We start from the raw sequence: 20,900 nt of genomic DNA, 5'->3' as shown, positions 1-20,900 counted from the left end.
GCGGCGGCTAGGGTCGGGCGCATGGACTTGATCGAGCAGCTTCCGGGGGACTGGCGGGACGCCATGGACCTCGATCCCCTCGCCACCGCGGCCCTCGGCTCCTTCGTCGAGGCGGAGTACGCGGCCGGCACGGTGTACCCGCCCCGCGACGACCTCTTCGCCGCGTTCCACCGCACCCGCCTTGCCGACGCGCGGGTCCTCATCCTCGGGCAGGACCCGTACCACGGGCCCGGCCAGGCGCACGGGATGAGCTTCAGCGTCCGCGAGGGCGTCAAGCCGCCGCCGTCGCTGCGCAACATCTACAAGGAGCTCGCCGCCGACCTCGGCGTGCCGCCCGGCACCAGCGGCGACCTCTCCCGCTGGGCCGACCAGGGTGTGCTGCTGCTCAACGCGGTGCTGACGGTGCGCGCGGGCGAGGCCGGATCACACGCCAAGAAGGGCTGGGAGGAGTTCACCGACGCCGCCATCCGCGCCCTCAACGCCAAGCCCACCCGCGTCGTGTTCATCCTGTGGGGCGCCTACGCCCGCAAGAAGGCCGCACTGGTGACGGCACCCCACCACGTCGTGCACGAGTCCGCCCACCCGAGCCCGCTCTCGGCCCGCACCTTCTTCGGCACCCAGCCCTTCAGCAAGACCAACAAGGCACTCGCCGACTCCGGCCAACCCGAGATCACCTGGTAGCTGTGTTCATTGGCGGCCGGGTTCAGCGGTTGCCGACGCGGGTGAGTTCGCCGTTGCCGTGGTTGCCCCTGGAGTCGGTGAACTCGAAGCGGAGCACGTCGTCCTCGTAGGTGACGGTGACGTCGGAGGTGGGGGCGCAGCCTCCGGCGGTGATGGTCTCGGTGACCGAGAGGAACCGCGAGGTCGCGTGCACCAGGGTGAGCGCGCCGGTGCACGACAGTTCGGGGTAGCTGGTGCCGCCGACGTGGGAGCCGCGCGCGCCGCCCTCGATCCGCACCGTCACGGTGAACGAGTTCACGTTGGCGCCGCCCTGCTCGACATGGCCCTCCCAGGTGCCGACGAACGTCTGCGGCACCTCCTCCAGCGCCCGGTCGGGGTCGTCGCCGACGGTCGAGGAGGGCGAGCTGTCCGGGTTGTCGCCGAACACCCCGGACAGCCCCACCAACACCCCGGCCCCCACCACCAGCGCCAGCACCACCGCCAACACGACCCGCGCCCGCCGCCGCCCCCCAGAACCCGCCTGCCCGCCTCGCGGCGCACCTCCCGCCCCAGGCCCCACACCGCCCCCCCAGGCCCCCTGCGTCCCCTGAGCGGCGCCCGGCACCGTGGCCCCCGGCCCCGGCGAAGGCGGCGGAACCTCCCGCCCCGCCCCATACCCGGCCCCGTGACCCGCCGCCCACCCGCCCCCAGGCGCTCCCTCCGCCTCGTACCCGCGCCGAGCCCCGGAGTCCTCAGCCCCGGAAGCCCCCGCCGTCACGTCATGACGCGGCAGCCCGCCCGAAGGCGCCGCAGGCCCCACCACCCGCCCGCCAGCAGCGCTCTCGGGCCCGTCGTAGCGCGCCGGACCGCCCGCCGGAGCCGAGGGCCCCGCCGCCCACCCATCGCCGCCGGACGCCGCCGACGCGTCGTAGCGCGGCCGCTCGCCCGAGGGCGACGTGGGGCCTGCCACCCGTCCGTCTGTCGTGGGTGTCGCCGGGGTGCCGTGGTGCGGCGGGCCGCCCGACGGAGTGGCGGGGCTCGCCGCCCACCCTTCGGCGGTGGGCGCCGCCGGTGCGTCGTGGTGCGGCCGTCCGTCCGGGTGTGACGTGGGGCCGGCCGCGCGTCCGTCTGTCGTGGGTGCTGCCGGAGTCTCGTAGGGCGAGCCGACCGGTGGGGGGACGGGGCTTGCCGCGCGTCCGTCGGTGGTGGGTGTTGGGGGGTCGTGGTGCGGAGGGTTGGGGGGTGGTGATGTGGGGGTGGTGGGGTCGGGGCGGCCGGTGAGGTGGGTGAGGAGGTCGGGGACGGTGGGGCGGGTGGTGGAGGACTTGTTGAGGGCGGCGGTGACGAGGGGGAGGAGGGCCGGGTCGAGGCCGGTGAGGTCGGGCGGGTCGTGGGCGACGCGGTAGAGGATCTGGGGGAGGGTGGCGCCGGCGAAGGGGGCGCGGCCGGTGCCCGCGTAGGCGACGACGCACGCCCAGGCGAAGACGTCGGTGGCGGGCGAGACCGGCTCGCCGGTGATCTGCTCGGGCGCCATGTAGGCGGGCGTGCCGAGGAGCTGGCCCGTCGCGGTGACACCCTCGACGTCGACGGCGCGCGCGATGCCGAAGTCGATGACGCGCGGCCCGACCGCCGACAGCAGCACGTTCGCGGGCTTGAGGTCGCGGTGCACGAGTCCCGCGTCGTGGATGGCCGACAGCGCCGTCGCGATCCCGACGGCCAGACCTTCGAGGTCCGCGCCGCGCATCGGCCCGTCGCGGCGGACCGCCTCCTGCAGCGTCGGCCCCGCGACGTACTCGGTGACGACGTAGAGCGGCGGCGCGTCCACCGAGGCGTCCAGGACGGGCGCCGTGCAGAACCTGCGGACCCGGCGCGCCGCCGCCACCTCGCGGCGGAACCGGGTCTGGAACTCCGCGTCTCCCGCGACGCCGGGGTTGATCACCTTGACGGCGACCCTTCGCCCGTCGGCGCCCTCGGCGAGGAACACGGTGCCCATGCCTCCGGCCCCCAGGCGCTCCCGCAGCCGGTAGGGCCCGAGGGCGACCGGGTCGTCCGGTCTCAGCGGTTCGGCCATGGTGCACCTCTGCGGCTCGGGGGTCCTTGGTCGGAGCCTAGGGCCTCGCGGGCCGGACCGGGCGGGTCCCGTCGTGTTGGGGTGACGGCGGGACCCGGGGCCGGTCAGGCTTCGATGACGACGGGGACGATCATCGGACGGCGGCGGTAGGACTCGTTGACCCACTTGCCGACCGTGCGGCGCATCTTCTGCCGGATCTGGTGCCCGTCGGCGATCCCGTCGGCGGCGGCCTCGGCCAGCGCCCCGTCGATCCGGTCGAGGACCTCGCGGAAGTCCTCGTCGCCGATGCCCGCGCCGCGCGCGTGGATCTCGGGACCCGCGATGACCTTGCCGGTGGAGGAGTCGATCACCACGACGACGGAGACGAACCCCTCCTCGCCGAGGATGCGCCGGTCCTTGAGCGACGTCTCGGTGATCTCGCCCACGCTGGAGCCGTCCACGTAGACGTACCCGGCCGGGACGGCGCCGGTGATCTGCGCGTGCCCGTCGACGAGGTCCACCACAACGCCGTCCTCGGCGATGACGATGTTCTCGTCGGGCACCCCGGTGAGCGCGGCGAGTTTGGCGTGCGCCCGCAGGTGCCGCCATTCGCCGTGCACCGGCATGAAGTTGGACGGTTTGGTCAGGTTGAGCAGGAAGAGCAGTTCGCCCGCCGAGGAGTGCCCGGACACGTGGACGAGGGCGTTGCCCTTGTGCACGACGCGCGCGCCCCACCGGGTCAGCCCGTTGATCACCCGGTTGACCGAGTTCTCGTTGCCGGGGATCAGCGACGAGGCGAGCATCACGGTGTCGCGGTCGGTGATCCGGATCTGGTGGTGGTCGCGGTTGGCCATCCGGGACAGCGCGGACATCGGCTCGCCCTGCGACCCGGTGCAGACCAGGACGATCTTCTCGGGTGGCAGGTCGTCCAGCGCCTTGGCGTCCACGAGCAGGCCGTCCGGCACCTCCAGGTAGCCCAGTTCGCGCGCCACGCCCATGTTGCGGACCATGGACCTGCCGACGAAGGCGACCTTGCGCCCCGCTTTCACGGCGGCGTTCAGCACCTGCTGGACGCGGTGCACGTGGGAGGCGAAGCAGGCAACGATGATCCGCTCCTGGGCGGTGCGGAACACGTTGTCGATGGCGCCGGAGATGTCGCGTTCGTTGGTGACGAACCCGGGCACCTCGGCGTTGGTCGAGTCCGACATCAGCAGGTCGATGCCCTCGCCGCCGAGCCTGGCGAACGTGCCGAGGTCGGTGAGCCTGCCGTCCAGTGGGAGCTGGTCCATCTTGAAGTCGCCGGTGTGCACGACGAGCCCGGCCGGGGTGCGGACCGCCACCGCCATCGCGTCCGGGATGGAGTGGTTGACGGCGAGGAACTCGCACTCGAACGGCCCGATCGTGCGCCGCTCGCCGTCCGCGACGACCTGCAGGTTCGGTTTGATCCGGTGCTCGGTGAGCTTGGCCTCGACCAGCGCGAGGGTGAGCCGCGAACCGACGAGGGGAATGTCGGGGCGCTCGCGCAGCAGGTACGGGACGGCGCCGATGTGGTCCTCGTGCCCGTGGGTGAGGATCACCGCCTGGATGTCGCCCAGCCTGTCGCGGATGTACTCGAAGTCCGGCAGGATCAGATCGACTCCCGGCTGCTCCTCCTCGGGGAAGAGCACGCCGCAGTCGATGATCAGCAGCCTGCCGTCGTACTCGAAGACGGCCATGTTGCGGCCGATCTCGCCGAGCCCGCCCAGCGCGACGATCCGCAGGGCGCCCTGCGGCAGCGCCGGCGGCGGGCCCAGCTCGGGATGCGGGTGGCTCATGCGCCACCCCCGGTCGAACTCACTCAGCGGCCTCCACTTTGATACCCCCTGTGATCAAGTCTTCGCGCAGTCGCGCCGTGAACTCCGGCGTCGCGTCCACGAGCGGGGCGCGCACCACCCCGCTGGGCTTGCCCAGCAGGCTCAGCGCGGCCTTGACCGCGATGACCCCCTGGGTCCTGGTCATGATCGCGGTGACGACGGGGAGCAGCCGGCGGTGGATAGCCAGCGCTCCGGTGACGTCACCGGACCGGTAGAGCTCAATCATCTCATGCAGTTCGGCGCCCGCCACGTGGCCCACGACGCTGACGAACCCGACGGCCCCCTGGGACAGCCAGGCGAGGTTCAGGTTGTCGTCGCCGGAGTAGTACGCGAGGTCGGTGGCCGCCATCACCTGGGAGGAGGCGAAGAGGTCGGCCTTGGCGTCCTTGACGGCGACGATCCGGGGGTGTGCGGCCAGCCGGATCAGGGTCTCGCTCTCGATCGGCACGCCCGCCCTGCCCGGGATGTCGTAGAGCATCACGGGAAGGTCGGAGGCATCGGCGATAGCCGTCATGTGACGGTAGATACCCTCCTGCGGCGGCTTGTTGTAGTACGGGCAGACGGTGAGCAGGCCGTCGGCGCCCGCCCGCTGGGCCATCCCGGCCAGCTCGATGCTGTGCCGCGTGTCGTTGCTGCCGGCTCCGAACACGATGACCGCCCGGTCGCCCACGGTCTCGACGACCGCGCGCAGGACGCTCTCTTTCTCGGCGTCGTTCGTGGTGGGGGACTCACCGGTGGTGCCGTTGATCACCAGGCCGTCGTGGCGGCACTCGTCCACCAGATGGGCGGCGAGCTCGGCGGCGCCGTCGACGTCGACGGAGCCGTCCGCGCGCATCGGGGTGATCATCGCGGTGAGCATCCTGCCGAACGGAGCGTCGGGTGTTGTGCTGGGTGCCATGCACCGAACCGTACCCCGCGCGGCGGACACGGGTGTGCCGGAGCCCGCCGACCTGTGGAAAACCGTGTTCGATCGGGCCCGGGGTCAAGCGGACACAGCCCGGGAAGCAGGAGACGCCGCCCGCTCCACGCTCGGGGGTACGCGGAGCAAGCGGCGTCTATCCCGCTATCGCGGGCTTCCCCGAGCTTGTTACGTGGATTACGCGAATTCCCCGACCTGTTCGGTTGCGAATCGGCAACGGCGGCGGCCGGGACGCGCCGGAGCCGCCCCGGGGCGCGGCGTCACGCGAGGGACGTGTGGAGCCTGATCATCTCGACCGGCCTGCCGAGCGCGAGGGTCCGCGTGGCGCCGTCGGGGGCCCACCCGGACGGTTCGAGGAAGCCGCGCAGCGCCGCGTCCTCGGTGAACACCCAGGTGACGGCCGTCTGGAACGACAGCTGGCGCAGCAGGTCGGCGACGGCGGCGAGCAGGCGGCTCCCGTGCCCTTCGCGCATCCGGGCCGGATCGACGGCCAGGGTGACGAGCTCGGCGGCGTCGGCTTCCTGGTCGGGGTCCTCGGCGGGCGCGAACGCGGCGAACCCGACGACGACGCCCTCCGCGACGGCGGCGAGCACCCGGTGCCGGGGCGAGGGCGGTTCGGTGACGGCGGCAAGCCAGCGCTCCCGCCACGGCGCGGCCGAGGCCGTCATCTCCGCGAGCGGCTCGGGTGGCATGAAGGGCGCGTAGGCGGCCCCCCACGCGCGCACCTGGATCTCGGCGATCGCCGCGGTGTCACCGATCCTGGCGTCCCTGACGCCGACGTCCGTCATGGGCGGCCACGCTACCGCGTGGCGCGCAGCGCGTCCGCCAGCCGCCTGACGCCCTCGGTGAGGGCGGCGGTGTCCTCGGCCGCGCAGTAGCTGAGCCGTAGGTGCGGCGCGGGAGGCTCGGCCGGGAAGTACGGACGTCCGGGGGCGACCGCGACCCCGTGCGCGCGCGCCGTCTCGGCCAGGGCGACGTCGTCGACGCCGTCCGGGAGCCGCGCCCACAGGTACAGGCCGCCGGGCGGCGGTGCCGCCTCGGCCTCCGGCAGGTGCGCGGCGAGCGCGGCGGCCAGCGCGTCCCTGCGCCGCCGCAGCTCGGCCGCGACGGCCCGCAGGTGCCGGGGCCAGGCGGGGGAGGAGACGAACTCCAGGGCGGTCTCCTGGAGCGGCGCGGCGGGGAAGAAGGACTCCACGAGCTGGCCCGCGCGGATCCGTTCGGCCACCGGGCCGCGCGCGACGATCCCGGAGATCCGCAGGGACGGCGCCGTGGCTTTGGTGAGGGAGGCGATGTGCACGACGTGCCCCGCGGCGTCCCCGGCGACGAGCGGCGCGGGCGCGGGGCCTATCGCCAGGTGCCTGGCGAAGTCGTCCTCGATCACGAAGGCCCCCGCCTCTCGCGCCGCCGCCAGGACGGCCTCCCTACGCGCGGGGGAGAGCACGGTGCCCGTCGGGTTGTGGAAGGTGGGCTGGCAGTAGAAGGCCCGCGCTCCCGTCCGCGCGAACGCCTCGATGAGCAGTTCGGGGCGCACGCCCTCGCCGTCCACCGGGACGGGCACGGGCACAAAACCGGCGGCGCGGGCCGCCGCCGTCGCGCCGGGGTAGGTGGGCGACTCGACCAGCACGGGCCCGCCGGGCGGCACGATCGCGCGCAGCGTGAGCCAGAGCGCGGCCTGGCCGCCGCCGGAGACGAGCACGTCGTCGGGGGCGCAGCCGGCCCGTCCGGCGAACCAGGCGCGCAGCTCGGGCAGCCCCTCGGGCGGCGGGGCGCCCCACGCGCGGGGCCGTCGCGCCGCCCGCGCCCCCGCCGCCGCGAGCGCGCGTTCGGGCCGCAGGCTCTCGGGCAGGTAGCCCCCGATGAGCGGGACGACGCCCGCCGGGACGGGCAGGAGGCCGAGCGCGACCCCTGAGGCGTCCACCCTGCGCTCGCCCAGGGCCGCGTTCTGCCAGCCGCGGTCGGCGGACCCGCGCGCCTCCTTGCGCTCGGCGACGAAGGTGCCGCTGCCTGGCCGGGTGACCACCACACCCTCGGCGACGAGCAGGGCGAGCGCCCGTGAGACCGTCACCGGGCTGACACGGTAGCGCTCGGTCAGCGCCCTGCTCGACGGCAGCCGTGAACCGGCTCGCAGCCCTGATGCCTCGTGCCGGAGCCTGGTAGCGAGTGCGCCGACACTGCTATCGTGGTACATGAGGGACAACGATAGCGCTACTCCACCTGATCCGATAGCGCTCCTCCTCGCCTTCGTCGGCGTGCTGACGTTCTCGGTCACGATGCCCGCCACGGTGCTGGCCCTGGAGGGCCTCGACCCCTACCTGATCGGCGTCGGCAGGGCCGCGCTCGTCGCCGTCCCCGCCGCCCTGGCACTGGCCGCCGCGCGCGCACGGCTCCCGAAGGACATCGGCAGGCTCCTCCTGACCGGCTTCGGGATCATCCTCGGCTTCCCCGTGCTTTCGTCGCTCGCCCTGGAGTTCGGCGCCACGGCGTCGCACGCGGCCGTTGTGGTCGGCCTGCTGCCCGCCGCCACTGCCGTCGCCGCCGTCCTCGTCGCGGGGGAGCGGCCCGCGCGCGGCTTCTGGCCCGCCGCCCTGTCCGGCACCGCCTGTGTGACCGTGTTCACGCTCTGGCAGGGCGGCGGCGCCTTCACGCTCGCCGACCTCCTGCTCGTCGGGGCGCTCGTCTTCGCCGCGTTCGGCTACGCCGAAGGCGCCCGGATGGCCAGGACGACGCCGCCCTGGCAGGTCGTCTGCTGGGCCCTCGTCCTGTTCGCCCCCCTGACGGTCCCCGTCACGCTCGTCCTCCTCGCCACCACCGACCCGGTGTGGACCCCGGGCGCCCTCGCCGGCTTCGCCTACGTCGCCTTCTTCTCGATGTTCCTCGGCTTCTTCGCCTGGTACGCGGGGCTCGCGCGGGCCGGGATCGCCCGCGCGGGACAGATCCAGCTCCTCCAGCCCCTCATGACGCTCGTGTGGGCCGCGCTCCTGCTCGGTGAGCCCTTCGAACCCCTCACCGTGCTCGCCGCCTTCGCCGTCCTGCTGTGCGTCGCCTGGACGCAGCGCGCCTCGCGCGGCCGGGGTCGGGCCGCCCCCGCGCCCGTCCCCGATCTTCCTCCACTGGCCGCCGAAGGGCCGGAGACGTACCAGCGCCCCCTGGTGTGACCTGGGGAAACGGCCCCCGGCGCGGGAGGCGGAGGGGGCCGTTCCGGGCGCTCAGGGCACGGGAATAGGCTGGGGCCCGATCCGTCACCTCTCCGAAGCCCGGGATGAAGATGAGCGCGCCCACGACCGCCGACCTGCGAGAAGAGGCGGTCCTCGCGCCCGTCGGGAAGGGCCGCTGGCTCGGCCTCGCGGTCATCAGCCTCGCGGTGTCGCTCATCGTGGTGGACGCGACCATCGTCAGCGTGCTGCTCCCCAGCATCGTGGACGAGATCGGCTTGCGCGCCACCCAGGCGGAGTGGCTGACGTCGATCTACTCCCTCGTCTTCGCGGCGCTGATGATCAGCTTCGGCCGCCTCGCCGACGTGTACGGCCGCCGCCGCATGTTCGTCATGGGCACCGCCGTGTTCGTCGTGGCGAGCCTCTTTGTGGCCGCCTCAGGCAGCGCGACCGCTCTCATCGCCTCGCGCGCGCTCCAGGGCGTCGGCGCCGCCATGATCATGCCCGCGACGCTCTCCACCGTGAACAGCCTCTTCCACGGCCGCGACAGGGCGATCGCGTTCGGCGTGTGGGGCTCCATGATCGGCGGCATGACGGCGGTCGGCCCGCTCCTGGGCGGCTGGCTGGCGACCTCGCACGGCTGGCAATGGGCGTTCACCGTGAACCTGCCGCTCGGGCTCCTGCTCGTCGCGGGCGTCCTCAAGTACATCCCCGAGACGCGTGACGCGTCCGGGCCGCGCGGCCTCGACTGGAAGGGCGGCGTGCTTTCGGCGCTCGGCCTCGGCGCGCTGGTGTTCGGCCTGATCGAGGGCCAGACCTACGGCTGGTGGCGGGCCAGTGAGGCGCTGCCGGGCTGGCCGATCTCGCCGGTGCCGGTCGCGCTGGCCGCTTCCATCGGGCTGCTTGTGACGTTCGTGCTGGTGGAGCGCGGCCGTGCGCGCGCGGGCAAGCCGGTGATGCTGGACCTGCGGCTGTTCCACATCGCCACGTTCCGGCGCGGCAACGCCGCGGCCTCCCTCATCAGCGTCGGCGAACTCGGCCTCCTGTTCATCCTGCCCCTGTTCCTGCAGGGCGCGCACGGCGACTCCCCGCTCCAGATCTGCGTGGCGATCCTGCCGCTGGCGATCGGCTCGTTCCTGTCCGGCGGCACCGCGGCCCGCCTCGCCCGCCGGCTCGGCGCCGCCCGCGTCGTCCAGTACGGCATGGCGATGGAGGTCGCCGCCGTTCTCGCGATCGGGCTGACGACGCACGCGGGCACCACCGGCTTCGGCCTCGCCCCCTGGATGCTGCTGTACGGCCTCGGCCTTGGCATGACCTCGGCGCAGCTCACCAACGTCTCGCTGGCCGACGTGCCGGTCGGGCAGTCCGGGCAGGCGTCCGGCACCCAGTCCACGTCGCGGCAGATAGGCAGCGCCCTCGGTATCGCCTGCATAGGCACCGTCTTCGCTACCAGCCTCGGCCACGCCATGCAGGCCCGGACGGGTGACGCACAGATGGCCGACGAGCTCCAGGCCAGCGTCGGCACCACGATCTCCGCGCTCGACCCCGAGCAGTCGGCCGCCGCGATCGAGAGCCTGGCCACCGCGACCGGGCACGCCGCCCTCGTGACCGCCGCTATCCTCGCCATCGGACTGATCCTGACCTTGCGCCTGCGCGGAAAAGAGCTATGAACCTGTGGATCGCGGGCGCCCGCCCTCGAACGCTGCCCTCCGCCGTCGTCCCCGTCGCCGTAGGCACCGGCCTCGCTGTCGGTGAGGGCCACCCGGTGTGGTGGCGGGCCGCGCTGGCCCTGCTCGTCGCGCTCGCGCTCCAGGTCGGGGTGAACTACGCCAACGACTACAGCGACGGCGTGAAGGGCACCGACGACGAGCGCGTAGGGCCGCTGCGCCTGACGGGCTCGGGAGCCAAGCCGCCCAAGCAAGTCCTCGCAGCCGCGTTCATCGCGTTCGGCGTCGGGGCCGTCGCCGGGCTCGTCCTGGCCGCCGTGACGTCGTGGTGGCTGCTGCTCGTGGGCGCCGCCGCCATCGCCGCCGGATGGTTCTACACCGGGGGGTCGCGGCCCTACGGGTACCGGGCCCTGGGCGAGCTGTCCGTGTTCGTCTTCTTCGGGCTCGTCGCCGTCGTCGGCACCGTGTACGTCCAACTGGAGTACCTGCCCTGGACGGCCTGGGCCGCCGCCGTCCCGGTCGGCCTGCTTTCGTGCGCGATGCTCGTCGTCAACAACATCCGCGACCTGGACACCGACTCCATGACGGGCAAGCGCACCCTCGCCGTCGTCCTGGGCGACACCGTCTCGCGGGTGCTGTTCACGCTCTGCCTGTCGATGCCGTTCACGATCGTGCTCGGTATCGCGATAGCCCGCCCGTGGGCATTGATCGCGCTTCTGTGCGCCCCCCTGACGATCGCGCCTTCCCGTCGCGTCCTTCACGGCGCGCAGGGCAAGGAGCTCATCGAGGTGCTGGGCGAGACGGGAAGGGTGCAGCTCGTCTTCGGCGCGCTCCTCGCCGTCGGCCTCGCCGTGTGACCCGCCCCACAGCGGAGGCCGGGCGCGGGGGAAACGCGCCGGTGGCGGCCGCGTGACGAACGTGCGCTTCCGGACGTTCGTTGCGAATTCCTTACAGACGGGGGATCGCCCGGCGGGAATTCGTAGTCAAATAGAGTATGGCTCCCCCCGAACCAGCCCGGCCCGAGAACTTCTGGAGCAGTCTCGACCCGCCCGCCCGCGAGGCGCTCCAGCGGGGCGGCCGGATCCGCACGTTCGCCACCGGGGCGCGGCTCCTCCTCCAGGGCGAGCGGCCCGATCAGGTGCTCATCCTGCGCCACGGCTGGGCGAAGGTCTCCGTCGGCGACGTCGACGGCCGCGAGGTCGTCATCGCCGTGCGCGGTCCCGGTGAACTCGTCGGCGAGACGGGGCTGCTCAACGGCTCCCCCCGCACCGCGACGCTGACGGCGCTGCACCCGGTGACCGCCCTCTCGGTCACCCGCAGCAGGTTCAGCGCCTTCCTCGACGAGCACCCGCACGCGTGGCGGCACATCTACCGCACCGCGAGCCGCAGACTCGCCCAGTCCGACAGCCGCATCGTGGCGCTGGGCAGCCACGACGGCGCGGCCCGCCTCGCCAGGTTCCTGCTCACCCTCGCCGAGGAGAGCGGCATCCCCGAGGACGAGGGCATCCGGCTGCCCCCGCTGTCCCAGAACGAACTGGGCAGCTGCGTCGACGCCTCCCGCGAGACCGTCGCCCGCGCGCTGCGCGAGTGGCGGGTGCGCGGCCTCATCCGGACGCGCTGGCGGCGCATTGTCGTCCTGGACCTCGACGGGCTCCGCAAGCACCTCGGGGAGCCCTGAGGCGTTCTGAGGCGTCCTGAGGGCGACACGCGCCCGTTTTGTTCTTGGTTGCTCTTGTGTCGCGGGTTACGCTCATCCGCATGGCCTCACGTGCGTCCGGAGGTACGCGGAACTCCTCGCGCGGCGGGTCCTCCAGGACCGCCGGCAAGACCCCCGCGACACGTCGCCGCCCTCCCGCCCGGGAGCCGCACCGGGGGCGTCAGCCCCGTGGGGCGGCGCCCGCGGCGCGCGGCCCGGGGCCGTTCAGCAGGCTCTTCCTCGGCTTCTTCCGGATGCTCGCCGGGCTCTGGACGCTGACCGCGAGGGGAGTCGGCTCCATGTTCCGAGCCTACGGAGACGGAGCGCGCGAACTGGAACCGGAACACCGCAGGGACGGAGCGGGCCTTGCCCTGCTCGGCGTCGCCATCGTCTTCGCCTCCGTGACCTGGTGGACGCCGCGCGGCTGGTTCACCGAGGTCCTGGAGACGATCATCCGCGGCGGCATCGGCAGGTTCGCCATGGGCCTGCCGCTGCTGCTGGCGTTCCTGGCGTGGTCCACGCTGCGCCACCCCGAACGGCACGAGGACGCGGGCCGTATCGCGATCGGGTGCAGCGCGCTGTTCCTCGGTATCGCGGGCGTCGTGCACATCGCCGCGGGCAGCCCCGCCCCGGCCGACATGGACGCGGTCCGTAAGGCGGGCGGCGTGCTCGGCTGGCTCGTCTCCGCGCCGCTGGAGACGCTCCTGTCGGCATGGGTGGCGGTGCCTCTCCTTCTCCTCATCTCCTTCTTCGGCCTCCTCGTTGTCACCAAGACGCCCGTCCACCGCATCCCCGACAGGTTCGACGAGCTGATGCGCTTCGCGATGCTCAAGGACCGCGACGACAAGCCGGGCAGGCGCGGCAAGCCCGACGACTCTGACGACTCCGGCGACGCGGACGGCAAGGGCGAGGGCAGGCCCAAGCGGCGCCGCCGCAGGGGCAAGGACAAGGACGACGAAGCGGAGCCGACCGAGGAGTTCGAGGTCGGAGGCCACACCCGCCCCTACGACACCCCCGTCGTCGAACCGGAGAAGCCGGGACGGCCCCCGCTGTCCGAGGACATCTTCGGCGACGACCCCCTCGGCCCCGACACCCCCGGCGAGCCGACCTCCCTGGACGTCGCCGCCCCGGCCGTCCTCCCGGACCCCAGCCCCGCCCCGACGAGCGCGGAGCAGCTCCAGATCGGCGCGACGGGCGAGGGCTACAGGCTGCCCGAACCGGGCCTGCTCAAGGCCGGATCCTCGATCAAGCCGCGCACGAAGGCCAACGACGTCGTCGTGAACGCCCTCACCGGGGTGCTCGAACAGTTCGACGTGGACGCCCAGGTCACGGGGTTCACCCGCGGCCCGACGATCACCCGCTACGAGATCGAGCTGGGCCCGGCCGTCAAGGTCGAGAAGGTCATCGCGCTCACCAAGAACATCTCCTACGCGGTCAAGTCGCAGGATGTCCGGATCATCTCCCCGATCCCCGGCAAGTCCGCCATCGGGGTGGAGATCCCCAACACCGACAAGGACCTCGTCTCCCTCGGTGACGTGCTCCGCTCCCAGGTGGCCGCCACCGACCAGCACCCGATGCTCGTGGGCCTGGGCAAGGACGTCGAAGGCCGCACCGTCGTGGCGAACCTCGCCAAGATGCCGCACATCCTCATCGCGGGCGCCACCGGCGCGGGTAAATCCACCTGCATCAACGGCCTCATCACGTCCATCCTGATGCGCGCCACGCCGGACGAGGTACGGCTCATCCTGGTGGACCCCAAGCGGGTCGAGCTGTCCGCCTACGCCGGCATCCCGCACCTGATCACCCCGATCATCACCAACCCGAAGAAGGCCGCCGAGGCGCTCGGCTGGGTCGTCGGGGAGATGGACCGCCGCTACGACGACCTCGCGGCGTCCGGCTTCCGGCACATCGACGACTTCAACAAGGCGGTCCGGGCGGGCAAGCTCGCCGCGCCCCCCGGCAGCGAGCGCGTCTACACCCCCTACCCGTACCTGCTGGTGATCGTGGACGAGCTCGCCGACCTCATGATGGTCGCCCCCCGCGACGTCGAGGACCACGTCGTCCGGATCACCCAGCTCGCGCGCGCGGCCGGGATCCACCTCGTCCTGGCCACCCAGCGGCCGTCCGTCGACGTCGTCACCGGGCTGATCAAGGCGAACGTGCCTTCACGGCTCGCCTTCGCCACCTCGTCCCTCGCCGACAGCCGGGTGATCCTCGACCAGCCGGGCGCGGAGAAGCTCGTAGGGCAGGGTGACGCCCTGTTCCTCCCCATGGGCGCGTCAAAGCCGATGCGACTGCAGAACGCCTACGTTTCCGAGAAGGAGATCGCGGGCATCGTCGCTCACTGCAAGGCCCAGATGGAAGCCGAGTACGCGCAGGACGTGCAGGCGGACTCCGGGCCCCGCAAGGAGATCGACGAGGAGATCGGCGATGACCTTCAACTGCTCGTCCAGGCGATCGAACTCGTCGTGTCCACCCAGTTCGGCTCGACCTCGATGCTCCAGCGCAAGCTGCGCGTCGGGTTCGCCAAGGCGGGCCGCCTGATGGACCTGATGGAGAGCCGCGGCATCGTCGGGCCGTCCGAGGGTTCCAAGGCGCGCGACGTCCTGGTGAAGCCCGACGGGCTCGCCGAGGTGCTCGCCTTGCTCAATTCGTGACTCGAAAACGGAGCGGAAGCTTACTGAACGGTGGAGATCACGGTTCTAGACTGATCATGACAGCGTCGCGGTGGAGGTTTCTCTCATGAGCATCGGTGAAGTCCTGAGTCAGGCACGTCGTGATTCGGGTCTCACCGTCATGCACATCGCCGAACGGACCCGGATCCGCGAGACGGTGATCCGCGGGATCGAGCAGGACGACTTCTCGCTGTGCGGCGGCAACTTCTACGCCCGCGGCCACATCCGCAGCGTCGCCAAGGTGGTCGGCGTGGACGCCGACCCGCTGATCCGCGAGTACGACGAGACCCACGGGGGCGCCCCCGGCGGCACCATCGCCGCGGCGACCGCCTTCGAGCCCGAGACGCCCCTCAGGTTCAAGGAGAGGCGCCAGACCAACTGGAGCGCCGCCATGGCCGCAGTGCTGGCTCTGGTGGCCGTGTGGGGCATCGTGCAGCTCTTCAGCGGTGACCGTGCGGAGCGGGCCACCCCCGTCGTCGCCAAGGACACCGTGACGGCCACCGCGTCGCCCGCCGCCGCGACGCCGGGGCCGGAGGCGGTCGCGGCCGTCCCGGTCAAGAAGGGCCACGTGCTGGTCCAGATCCGCGCCACCGCGCAGGCGTGGGTGCGGGTCGAGCCGGTCGACGGGGACAAGCTGTTCATGGGCACCCTCGCCAAGGGCAAGACCGGAAGCTGGACCGGCAAGAAGGTCGGCATCACGCTCGGCAACGCCGGAGGGGTCGTCCTCACCGTCAACGGCAAGGACCTCGGGGTGCCCGGCAAGGACGGTCAGGTCGTCCGGCTGTTCTTCGACGGGGACAAGCTCGGCGCCTCCTGAGTCACGGGCGGGGCCCGGCGCCCACTACCTTTAGACGCATGCCCGAGCCCCGAACCGTGTCCCTGGTCACCCTCGGTTGCGCCCGCAACGAGACGGACTCCGAAGAACTCGCCGCCCGCCTTGAGGCGTCCGGATGGACGCTCCAGGAGGGCTCCGAGAGCGCGGACGTGGTCCTGGTGAACACCTGCGGATTCATCGACGCGGCCAAGAAGGACTCGATCGACACCCTGCTGGCCGCGCACGACACCGGGGCCAAGGTCGTCGCCGCGGGCTGCATGGCCGAGCGGTACGGCGCTGAACTCGCCGACGCGCTGCCCGAGGCGCACGCGGTGATCGGCTTCGACGACTACACGGCCATCGGCGCCCGCCTCGACGACGTGGTGGAGGGCCGCGCCCTGGCCCCGCACAAGCCGCGCGACCGAAGGACGCTGCTGCCGATCACCCCCGTAGAGCGGTCCGCGAAGCACGTCCACGTGCCTGGGCACGGAGCCACGGCCGAGGACCTCCCCGTGGGGGTCGCCCCGGCGTCCGGGCCCCGGGTGCTGCGCAAGCGGTTGGGCGGAGGGCCGGTCGCGCCCCTGAAGCTCGCCTCCGGCTGCGACCGCCGCTGCACCTTCTGCGCGATTCCCGCCTTCCGCGGCTCCTACGTGTCGCGCAGGCCCGAGGAGATCCTCGCCGAGGCCGAGTGGCTGGCCGCCCACGACGTCCGCGAGGTCGTCCTGGTCAGCGAGAACTCCACGTCCTACGGCAAGGACCTGGGCGACCTGCGCGCGCTGGAGAAGCTGCTGCCTCAGCTGACGCAGGTGGTGGACATCGTGCGGGTGAGCTACCTACAACCGGCGGAGCTGCGGCCCGGCCTCCTTGAGGTGATCGCAGGGACGCCGGGTGTCGTCCCCTACTTCGACCTGTCCTTCCAGCACGCCAGCGCGACGGTCCTGCGCCGGATGCGCAGGTTCGGCGACCCGGCGCGGTTCCTGGACCTGCTCGCCCAGATCCGGGCGCTGGCCCCCGAGGCGGGCGTGCGGTCCAACTTCATCGTCGGGTTCCCCGGCGAGACCGAGGCCGAGCTCGCCGACCTCACCGGCTTCCTGGAGGCCGCCCGCCTCGACGCGATCGGCGTGTTCGGTTACTCCGACGAGGACGGCACCGAGGCCGCCACCCTGGACGGCAAGCTCGACCCCGACGAGGTCGCCGCCCGTCTCGCCGAGGTGAGCGCGCTGGCCGAGGAGCTCACCGACCAGCGGGCCGAGGAGCGGATCGGCACGGAGATCGCCGTCCTCGTCGAAAGAGAGGTCGAACCGGGCGTCTGGGAGGGCCGCGGCTTCCACCAGGCTCCCGAGGTCGACGGAAGCACGACGGTCGAAGGAGACGGTTTTGCTGCGGGCGACCTGGTGACGGCCGTCATCACCGGCTCCGAGGGCGTCGACCTGTACGGCGAGGTCTCCTCCGGCACCGAGGTCCCGGGTCCGTGACGGCACCGCAGGATCGGCGGGTGCGCACCGTGAACATCGCCAACGCGCTCACGGTGCTGCGCATCGCCCTCGTCCCCCCGTTCTTCGCCATCCTCGTCCTCACCGAGGGCACCGCCTGGCGGCTCACCGCGCTCGCGCTGTTCGTCGTCGCCGCGTTCACCGACTACGCCGACGGGCGGATCGCGCGCAGCCGCAAGGAGATCACCACCTTCGGCAAGATCGTCGACCCGATCGCCGACAAGCTGCTTACGGGGGGCGCCCTTGTCGGGTTGTCCTTGAACGGCGAGCTGACGTGGTGGGCGACGGCGATCATCCTGGCCCGTGAGATCCCGATCACCCTGCACCGGCTCGTCCTGCTGCGCCGCGACGTCGTCGTGGCCGCCGAGAAGCTCGGCAAGTACAAGGCGGCGCTGCAGATGCTCGCGATCTTCGTCTACCTGCTGCCGGTGGACACCGGGATCGTGGGGTCCGCGCTGATGGCGGCGGCCGTCGTCATGACCGTCGTCTCGGGCCTGGAGTACCTCGGCGCGCGCCGCCGCGCCGCACTAGGGTGAGCCCTGTGCGCGTGGAACTGTTGACGGTCGGGGACGAGTTGCTCATCGGCGACGTGGTGAACACGAACGCCGCCTGGATGGGCTCGGAGCTCACCAGGGCGGGTGTCACGGTGACGCGCTCCGCCGTCGTCGGGGACACCCTGGAGGAGATCACCTCCGCCGTCACCGAGGCGCTGTCCAGGGCGGACAGCCTGGTGATCACCGGAGGGCTCGGCCCCACCTACGACGACCTCACACGGGACGCCTTGGCCGCGCTCGCGGGCGTCGGCCTCAGGCGCGACCCCGCGACCGAGCGGGCGATCCGGGAGCGTTCGACCGCCTACGGGGTGCGGCTGCGCGCGTCCGCGCTGCGGATGGCCGACCTGCCCGAGGGGTCGCGGAAGCTGCCCAACCCGGCGGGCGCCGCACCCGGCATAGGGATGGTCGTCGAAGGCAAGCCCGTGTACGCGCTGCCGGGAGTGCCGTCGGAGATGCGCGCGATCATGGCCGGCACGGTGCTGCCGGAGCTGCGCGCGCCGCGCGTCCCGCACGTCCTCACGCTGCGGACGGCGGGCGTCTGGGAGACGGTGCTGGCGGGGCGGCTCGCTCCGGTGGAGAAGCTCGACGGCGTCACCCTGGCCTACCTGCCCCACCCGGCGCGGGTGGACGTCAGGATCACCGCCGAGACCACCGAGGCGCTGCGCGCCGCGGCCACGCTGGCGCGGGAGCGGCTCGGTCAGGCCGTCTACGGGGAGGGCAGGGACGCGGGCCTCGCGACGGGAGTCCTCGGGCTGCTGATCGACAGGGGCGAGACCGTCGCCGTCGCCGAGAGCCTCACCGGGGGCCTGCTGGGCGCGGAGCTGACGGGCGCGCCAGGGTCGTCGGCGGCCTTCCGGGGCGGGGTGACGGCCTACGCCACGCCGCTCAAGGCGGCCCTGCTGGGGGTGCCGGAGGATCTGCTGGCCGAGCGCGGCGCGGTGGATCCGGACGTGGCGGTCGCCATGGCCGAGGGCGCCAGGACGCGGCTCGGCGCGACGTGGGGCCTGGCCGTGACGGGGGTCGCAGGACCCGAACCCCAGGACGGCAAACCGGTCGGAACCGTACATATCGGGGTGGCGGGGCCCGAGGTGTCGCGTTCCCTCACCCCTGCCTTGACTTTGCCCAGGGATGGGTCACGCGCCCGTCCCTTGGTCCGGGAGATGACCGTCGTTCACGCTCTGGACCTGCTCCGACACGAACTCTTGAGGGTTGCGATGATCCGGGAATGGGAAGAGGATCAGGAAGATCTGGAAGGTTTGAGCTGAATACGGCGTTACGTTCGCAGCGAACACGATTTCCCGGCTCTGCCAAGCTCAGGTCTGAGACGGGTACGGTGGAACCGTCAGATGGTCCGCACGATGGGGAGGGAGCGAGCGATGGTCCTGCTTCGCCAGCTGCTGGGGGACGTTCTGCGGCAGCTCCGGCTGCGCCAGGGTCGCACCCTCCGCGAGGTGTCCGCCGCGGCCCGGGTGTCGTTGGGATATCTCTCTGAGGTGGAACGCGGTCAGAAGGAAGCCTCTTCTGAGCTGCTCGCGGCGATCTGCAAGGCGTTGGGCGTGCCGCTGTCGCACGTCCTGAGAGAAGTGTCCGATCTACTCGCGCTCGCCGAGCTTCAGGCGGAACCGGTCATGGCCGGCGCCCCGCAGCACGAGCGCATCTCCGAGACCATCCCGGCCTCCTCGGTACCCGACTCGCCCGAAGCGATCGCCGGGGAAGCCTTCCGGGGGGACATGGTCGCGGCCTGACGGCGACGAGGACGTCCCCTGGCCGCACCGATTTTTTCAGATGGTGGCAGACGACGGATCGACGGGCTCCCCACGGGCATACGGGGGAGCCCGTCGGCGTTGTAGAGATCAGCAGGGATCAGCGCCAGCCATCCCGGTAGGCCCCGCACCGAAGGCCGCGCGCCGCGCTCACGACGGGGCGCGGCCTTCGCACGTCTCCGGTCAGGGGCGGTTGAGGGCGCGCAGGACGGCGGCGCAGCGGAGGGCGTAGAGGCGCTGGAGCGGCGGGACGAGCGCCTGGAACGGCCTGAGGGGGGCGAAGGCGGGGCGGCTGAAGGCGGTGACGGTGAGGGTGACCGCGCCGTCGTCGTGCAGTTCGACGAGGAAGGACTCCTCGCCGCTCTCGGGGTGGCCCGGGAGCGTCCCGTAGGCCCAGCCGGTGCGGCGCGGGCCGTCAGCCGTCCAGACGATCTCGCAGGGCGCTCTGACGACGCCGCCCAGCGTGACCGTCACGGTGACGCCCTCCGCCGCGCGTGGCGCCGACGCCCTTACGCCGACCGGGATGCGGCGGTGCATCGCGAACGTCATCAGGGCCTCGGACGCGCGTTGATAGGCGGCCTCGCCCCGGCCGATCTCCTTGCGCACGTACAGGTGCGCGTAGCCGTCCGGCAGAGGGCTCCTGGCGGTGGCGCCGACCTCGGGGTAGGTGAACGTCATGGGGCTTCCTTCGTGAGCAGGCGCCAGCCGAGGACCCCGCAGAGTCCGAAGCCGAGCGCGTTGGCGACCCCGTGGGTGGCCGTCATCCAGGCCAGGCCGGGGTGGGGGATCCCGGCCGCCTCGCCCAACGCGTACCACAGGGCGAGGAGCATCGTGGGGACGAGCACCGCGCCCGCGACGCGCAACGCGGCCCGTCCGGTGCGCCAGCACAGCAGCGCGGTGAGCCACATCCCGCCGGTCAGCACCACGGCCCCGGCGAACTCCGCCCACTGGCCGACGAAGTAGCCGCCGAGTACCGCGAGCGTCCCGGCCGGCACGGTCAGGGCCGCCCACCGGCCCGCCGCGCCCGTCTCCGGCCGGCGGACCAGCCCCGCGACGAGCGCGGCGGCGAACCCGGCGAAGTGGAAGTGCGCGACGGTGAGCTCCAGCATGACCGGCGGATAGCCGAGCAGGGTGTGCCCGGCGCGTTCCGGGACCAGGGCCACCGCCGCGACGGCGGGCGAGCCCAGGGCCGTCGCGAAGGCGAGCTCCCTCGGGTCGCGCAGGGCGCGCGGCAGGCGACGCAGGGCCTCCACCAGCAGGACGGCGGCCGCCGCCGCGTACAGGGCGGCGAGCGCGGCGGCGAGGGCCCCGCGCGGCAGCCACAGGCTCACCGCGCCGGGGACGGCCCCGGCGAGCCAGACCGGGCGCAGTCGCGCGGCGTCCAGCAGCGACAGGCCCAGTGGGACGATCGCCAGCATTCCCGCACAGACCAGGAGGTCCACCAGGACGTCGACAGGACCACCCCCAAAGTTCTGAACGTGTTCAACGGCGCTTCACCGTAACCCATGCTTTTGAACGCGTTCAACAGGGGGTGAGAAAAAGTCCCCGGGCACGCTGGCGCGGGGACGGGGGCCGGAAGCGGCCACGGACAGGTGGGCCCGGGG

General features: G+C 72.6%; 18 protein-coding genes. 11 read left to right on the top strand and 7 right to left on the bottom strand.

Annotation, left to right across the window (positions count from 1 at the left end; genetic code table 11):
* The first annotated feature begins 21 nt into the window (after positions 1-21).
* A complete protein-coding gene (locus LO762_RS31155; protein ID WP_230619825.1) occupies positions 22-681 on the top strand; it encodes a uracil-DNA glycosylase in 660 nt (219 codons plus the stop codon).
* Positions 682-703: 22 nt separating this feature from the next.
* Here LO762_RS31155 and LO762_RS31150 read toward each other — a convergent pair whose 3' ends face one another.
* From LO762_RS31150 to LO762_RS31130, 5 genes are all read right to left on the bottom strand, one after another.
* Positions 704-2,731 carry a serine/threonine-protein kinase gene (locus LO762_RS31150; RefSeq protein ID WP_230619824.1) on the bottom strand — a complete coding sequence of 676 codons (2,028 nt, stop codon included), beginning with the start codon at positions 2,729-2,731 and terminating at the stop codon, positions 704-706.
* Between the two features lie 104 nt (positions 2,732-2,835).
* The gene (locus LO762_RS31145; RefSeq protein ID WP_230619823.1) at positions 2,836-4,524 is read right to left on the bottom strand and encodes a ribonuclease J; all 1,689 of its coding nucleotides are present in this window, start codon (positions 4,522-4,524) and stop codon (positions 2,836-2,838) included.
* 19 nt (positions 4,525-4,543) lie between these two features.
* Positions 4,544-5,461 carry a 4-hydroxy-tetrahydrodipicolinate synthase gene (gene dapA / locus LO762_RS31140; protein WP_230619822.1) on the bottom strand — a complete coding sequence of 306 codons (918 nt, stop codon included), beginning with the start codon at positions 5,459-5,461 and terminating at the stop codon, positions 4,544-4,546.
* Between the two features lie 281 nt (positions 5,462-5,742).
* Positions 5,743-6,270 (bottom strand): GNAT family N-acetyltransferase, encoded by a 528-nt coding sequence (locus LO762_RS31135; protein ID WP_230619821.1) that lies wholly within the window; start codon positions 6,268-6,270, stop codon positions 5,743-5,745.
* A gap of 11 nt (positions 6,271-6,281) precedes the next feature.
* Positions 6,282-7,670, bottom strand: a complete 1,389-nt coding sequence (locus LO762_RS31130; RefSeq protein ID WP_230619820.1) for a PLP-dependent aminotransferase family protein — start codon at positions 7,668-7,670, stop codon at positions 6,282-6,284.
* On the opposite strand from LO762_RS31130, the gene LO762_RS31125 reads away from it, so the two are divergent.
* From LO762_RS31125 to LO762_RS31080, 10 genes are all read left to right on the top strand, one after another.
* Positions 7,669-8,637 carry a DMT family transporter gene (locus LO762_RS31125; protein WP_230619819.1) on the top strand — a complete coding sequence of 323 codons (969 nt, stop codon included), beginning with the start codon at positions 7,669-7,671 and terminating at the stop codon, positions 8,635-8,637. The genes LO762_RS31130 and LO762_RS31125 overlap by 2 nt on opposite strands.
* 110 nt (positions 8,638-8,747) lie before the next feature.
* The gene (locus tag LO762_RS31120) at positions 8,748-10,304 is read left to right on the top strand and encodes an MFS transporter (RefSeq protein ID WP_230619818.1); all 1,557 of its coding nucleotides are present in this window, start codon (positions 8,748-8,750) and stop codon (positions 10,302-10,304) included.
* Positions 10,301-11,158, top strand: coding sequence for a 1,4-dihydroxy-2-naphthoate polyprenyltransferase (locus tag LO762_RS31115; protein WP_230619817.1), 858 nt, complete (start codon positions 10,301-10,303; stop codon positions 11,156-11,158). The genes LO762_RS31120 and LO762_RS31115 overlap by 4 nt, the downstream gene beginning before the upstream one ends.
* Positions 11,159-11,295: 137 nt before the next feature.
* Entirely contained in the window at positions 11,296-11,979 is a 684-nt protein-coding gene (locus LO762_RS31110) for a Crp/Fnr family transcriptional regulator (protein WP_230619816.1), read from the top strand.
* A gap of 317 nt (positions 11,980-12,296) precedes the next feature.
* Positions 12,297-14,654 carry a DNA translocase FtsK gene (locus tag LO762_RS31105; protein ID WP_230619815.1) on the top strand — a complete coding sequence of 786 codons (2,358 nt, stop codon included), beginning with the start codon at positions 12,297-12,299 and terminating at the stop codon, positions 14,652-14,654.
* Positions 14,655-14,739: 85 nt separating this feature from the next.
* Positions 14,740-15,489 carry a helix-turn-helix domain-containing protein gene (locus LO762_RS31100; protein ID WP_230619814.1) on the top strand — a complete coding sequence of 250 codons (750 nt, stop codon included), beginning with the start codon at positions 14,740-14,742 and terminating at the stop codon, positions 15,487-15,489.
* 38 nt (positions 15,490-15,527) lie between these two features.
* Positions 15,528-16,961, top strand: a complete 1,434-nt coding sequence (rimO, locus tag LO762_RS31095) for a 30S ribosomal protein S12 methylthiotransferase RimO (RefSeq protein ID WP_230619813.1) — start codon at positions 15,528-15,530, stop codon at positions 16,959-16,961.
* Positions 16,962-16,981: 20 nt separating this feature from the next.
* Complete coding sequence (pgsA, locus tag LO762_RS31090; RefSeq protein ID WP_230619812.1) at positions 16,982-17,515, top strand: CDP-diacylglycerol--glycerol-3-phosphate 3-phosphatidyltransferase; 534 nt, start codon at positions 16,982-16,984, stop codon at positions 17,513-17,515.
* Positions 17,516-17,520: 5 nt separating this feature from the next.
* Positions 17,521-18,798 (top strand): CinA family nicotinamide mononucleotide deamidase-related protein, encoded by a 1,278-nt coding sequence (locus LO762_RS31085; protein ID WP_230619811.1) that lies wholly within the window; start codon positions 17,521-17,523, stop codon positions 18,796-18,798.
* Positions 18,799-18,909: 111 nt separating this feature from the next.
* Complete coding sequence (locus tag LO762_RS31080) at positions 18,910-19,278, top strand: helix-turn-helix domain-containing protein (protein ID WP_230619810.1); 369 nt, start codon at positions 18,910-18,912, stop codon at positions 19,276-19,278.
* Between the two features lie 201 nt (positions 19,279-19,479).
* Here LO762_RS31080 and LO762_RS31075 read toward each other — a convergent pair whose 3' ends face one another.
* Positions 19,480-19,974, bottom strand: coding sequence for a DUF1990 family protein (locus tag LO762_RS31075; RefSeq protein ID WP_230619809.1), 495 nt, complete (start codon positions 19,972-19,974; stop codon positions 19,480-19,482).
* Positions 19,971-20,738 (bottom strand): YndJ family protein, encoded by a 768-nt coding sequence (locus tag LO762_RS31070; RefSeq protein WP_308104863.1) that lies wholly within the window; start codon positions 20,736-20,738, stop codon positions 19,971-19,973. Before LO762_RS31070 ends, LO762_RS31075 begins: the two co-directional genes overlap by 4 nt.
* Positions 20,739-20,900 lie beyond the last annotated feature (162 nt).

It is taken from the genome of Actinocorallia sp. API 0066 (assembly GCF_020991275.1).
Classification (GTDB): Bacteria; Actinomycetota; Actinomycetes; order Streptosporangiales; family Streptosporangiaceae; genus Actinocorallia.
This window is presented reverse-complemented; position numbering and strand designations above follow the sequence as displayed.

Excerpts from the sequence above, each read along its gene's own strand:
- LO762_RS31155 (WP_230619825.1), top strand. The coding sequence starts at position 22 with ATGGACTTGATCGAGCAGCTTCCGGGGGACTGGCGGGACGCCATGGAC.
- LO762_RS31150 (WP_230619824.1), bottom strand. The coding sequence starts at position 2,731 with ATGGCCGAACCGCTGAGACCGGACGACCCGGTCGCCCTCGGGCCCTAC.
- LO762_RS31145 (WP_230619823.1), bottom strand. The coding sequence starts at position 4,524 with ATGAGCCACCCGCATCCCGAGCTGGGCCCGCCGCCGGCGCTGCCGCAG.
- dapA (WP_230619822.1), bottom strand. The coding sequence starts at position 5,461 with ATGGCACCCAGCACAACACCCGACGCTCCGTTCGGCAGGATGCTCACC.
- LO762_RS31135 (WP_230619821.1), bottom strand. The coding sequence starts at position 6,270 with ATGACGGACGTCGGCGTCAGGGACGCCAGGATCGGTGACACCGCGGCG.
- LO762_RS31125 (WP_230619819.1), top strand. The coding sequence starts at position 7,669 with ATGAGGGACAACGATAGCGCTACTCCACCTGATCCGATAGCGCTCCTC.
- LO762_RS31130 (WP_230619820.1), bottom strand. The coding sequence starts at position 7,670 with ATGTACCACGATAGCAGTGTCGGCGCACTCGCTACCAGGCTCCGGCAC.
- LO762_RS31120 (WP_230619818.1), top strand. The coding sequence starts at position 8,748 with ATGAGCGCGCCCACGACCGCCGACCTGCGAGAAGAGGCGGTCCTCGCG.
- LO762_RS31115 (WP_230619817.1), top strand. The coding sequence starts at position 10,301 with ATGAACCTGTGGATCGCGGGCGCCCGCCCTCGAACGCTGCCCTCCGCC.
- LO762_RS31110 (WP_230619816.1), top strand. The coding sequence starts at position 11,296 with ATGGCTCCCCCCGAACCAGCCCGGCCCGAGAACTTCTGGAGCAGTCTC.
- LO762_RS31105 (WP_230619815.1), top strand. The coding sequence starts at position 12,297 with ATGTTCCGAGCCTACGGAGACGGAGCGCGCGAACTGGAACCGGAACAC.
- LO762_RS31100 (WP_230619814.1), top strand. The coding sequence starts at position 14,740 with ATGAGCATCGGTGAAGTCCTGAGTCAGGCACGTCGTGATTCGGGTCTC.
- rimO (WP_230619813.1), top strand. The coding sequence starts at position 15,528 with ATGCCCGAGCCCCGAACCGTGTCCCTGGTCACCCTCGGTTGCGCCCGC.
- LO762_RS31080 (WP_230619810.1), top strand. The coding sequence starts at position 18,910 with ATGGTCCTGCTTCGCCAGCTGCTGGGGGACGTTCTGCGGCAGCTCCGG.
- LO762_RS31075 (WP_230619809.1), bottom strand. The coding sequence starts at position 19,974 with ATGACGTTCACCTACCCCGAGGTCGGCGCCACCGCCAGGAGCCCTCTG.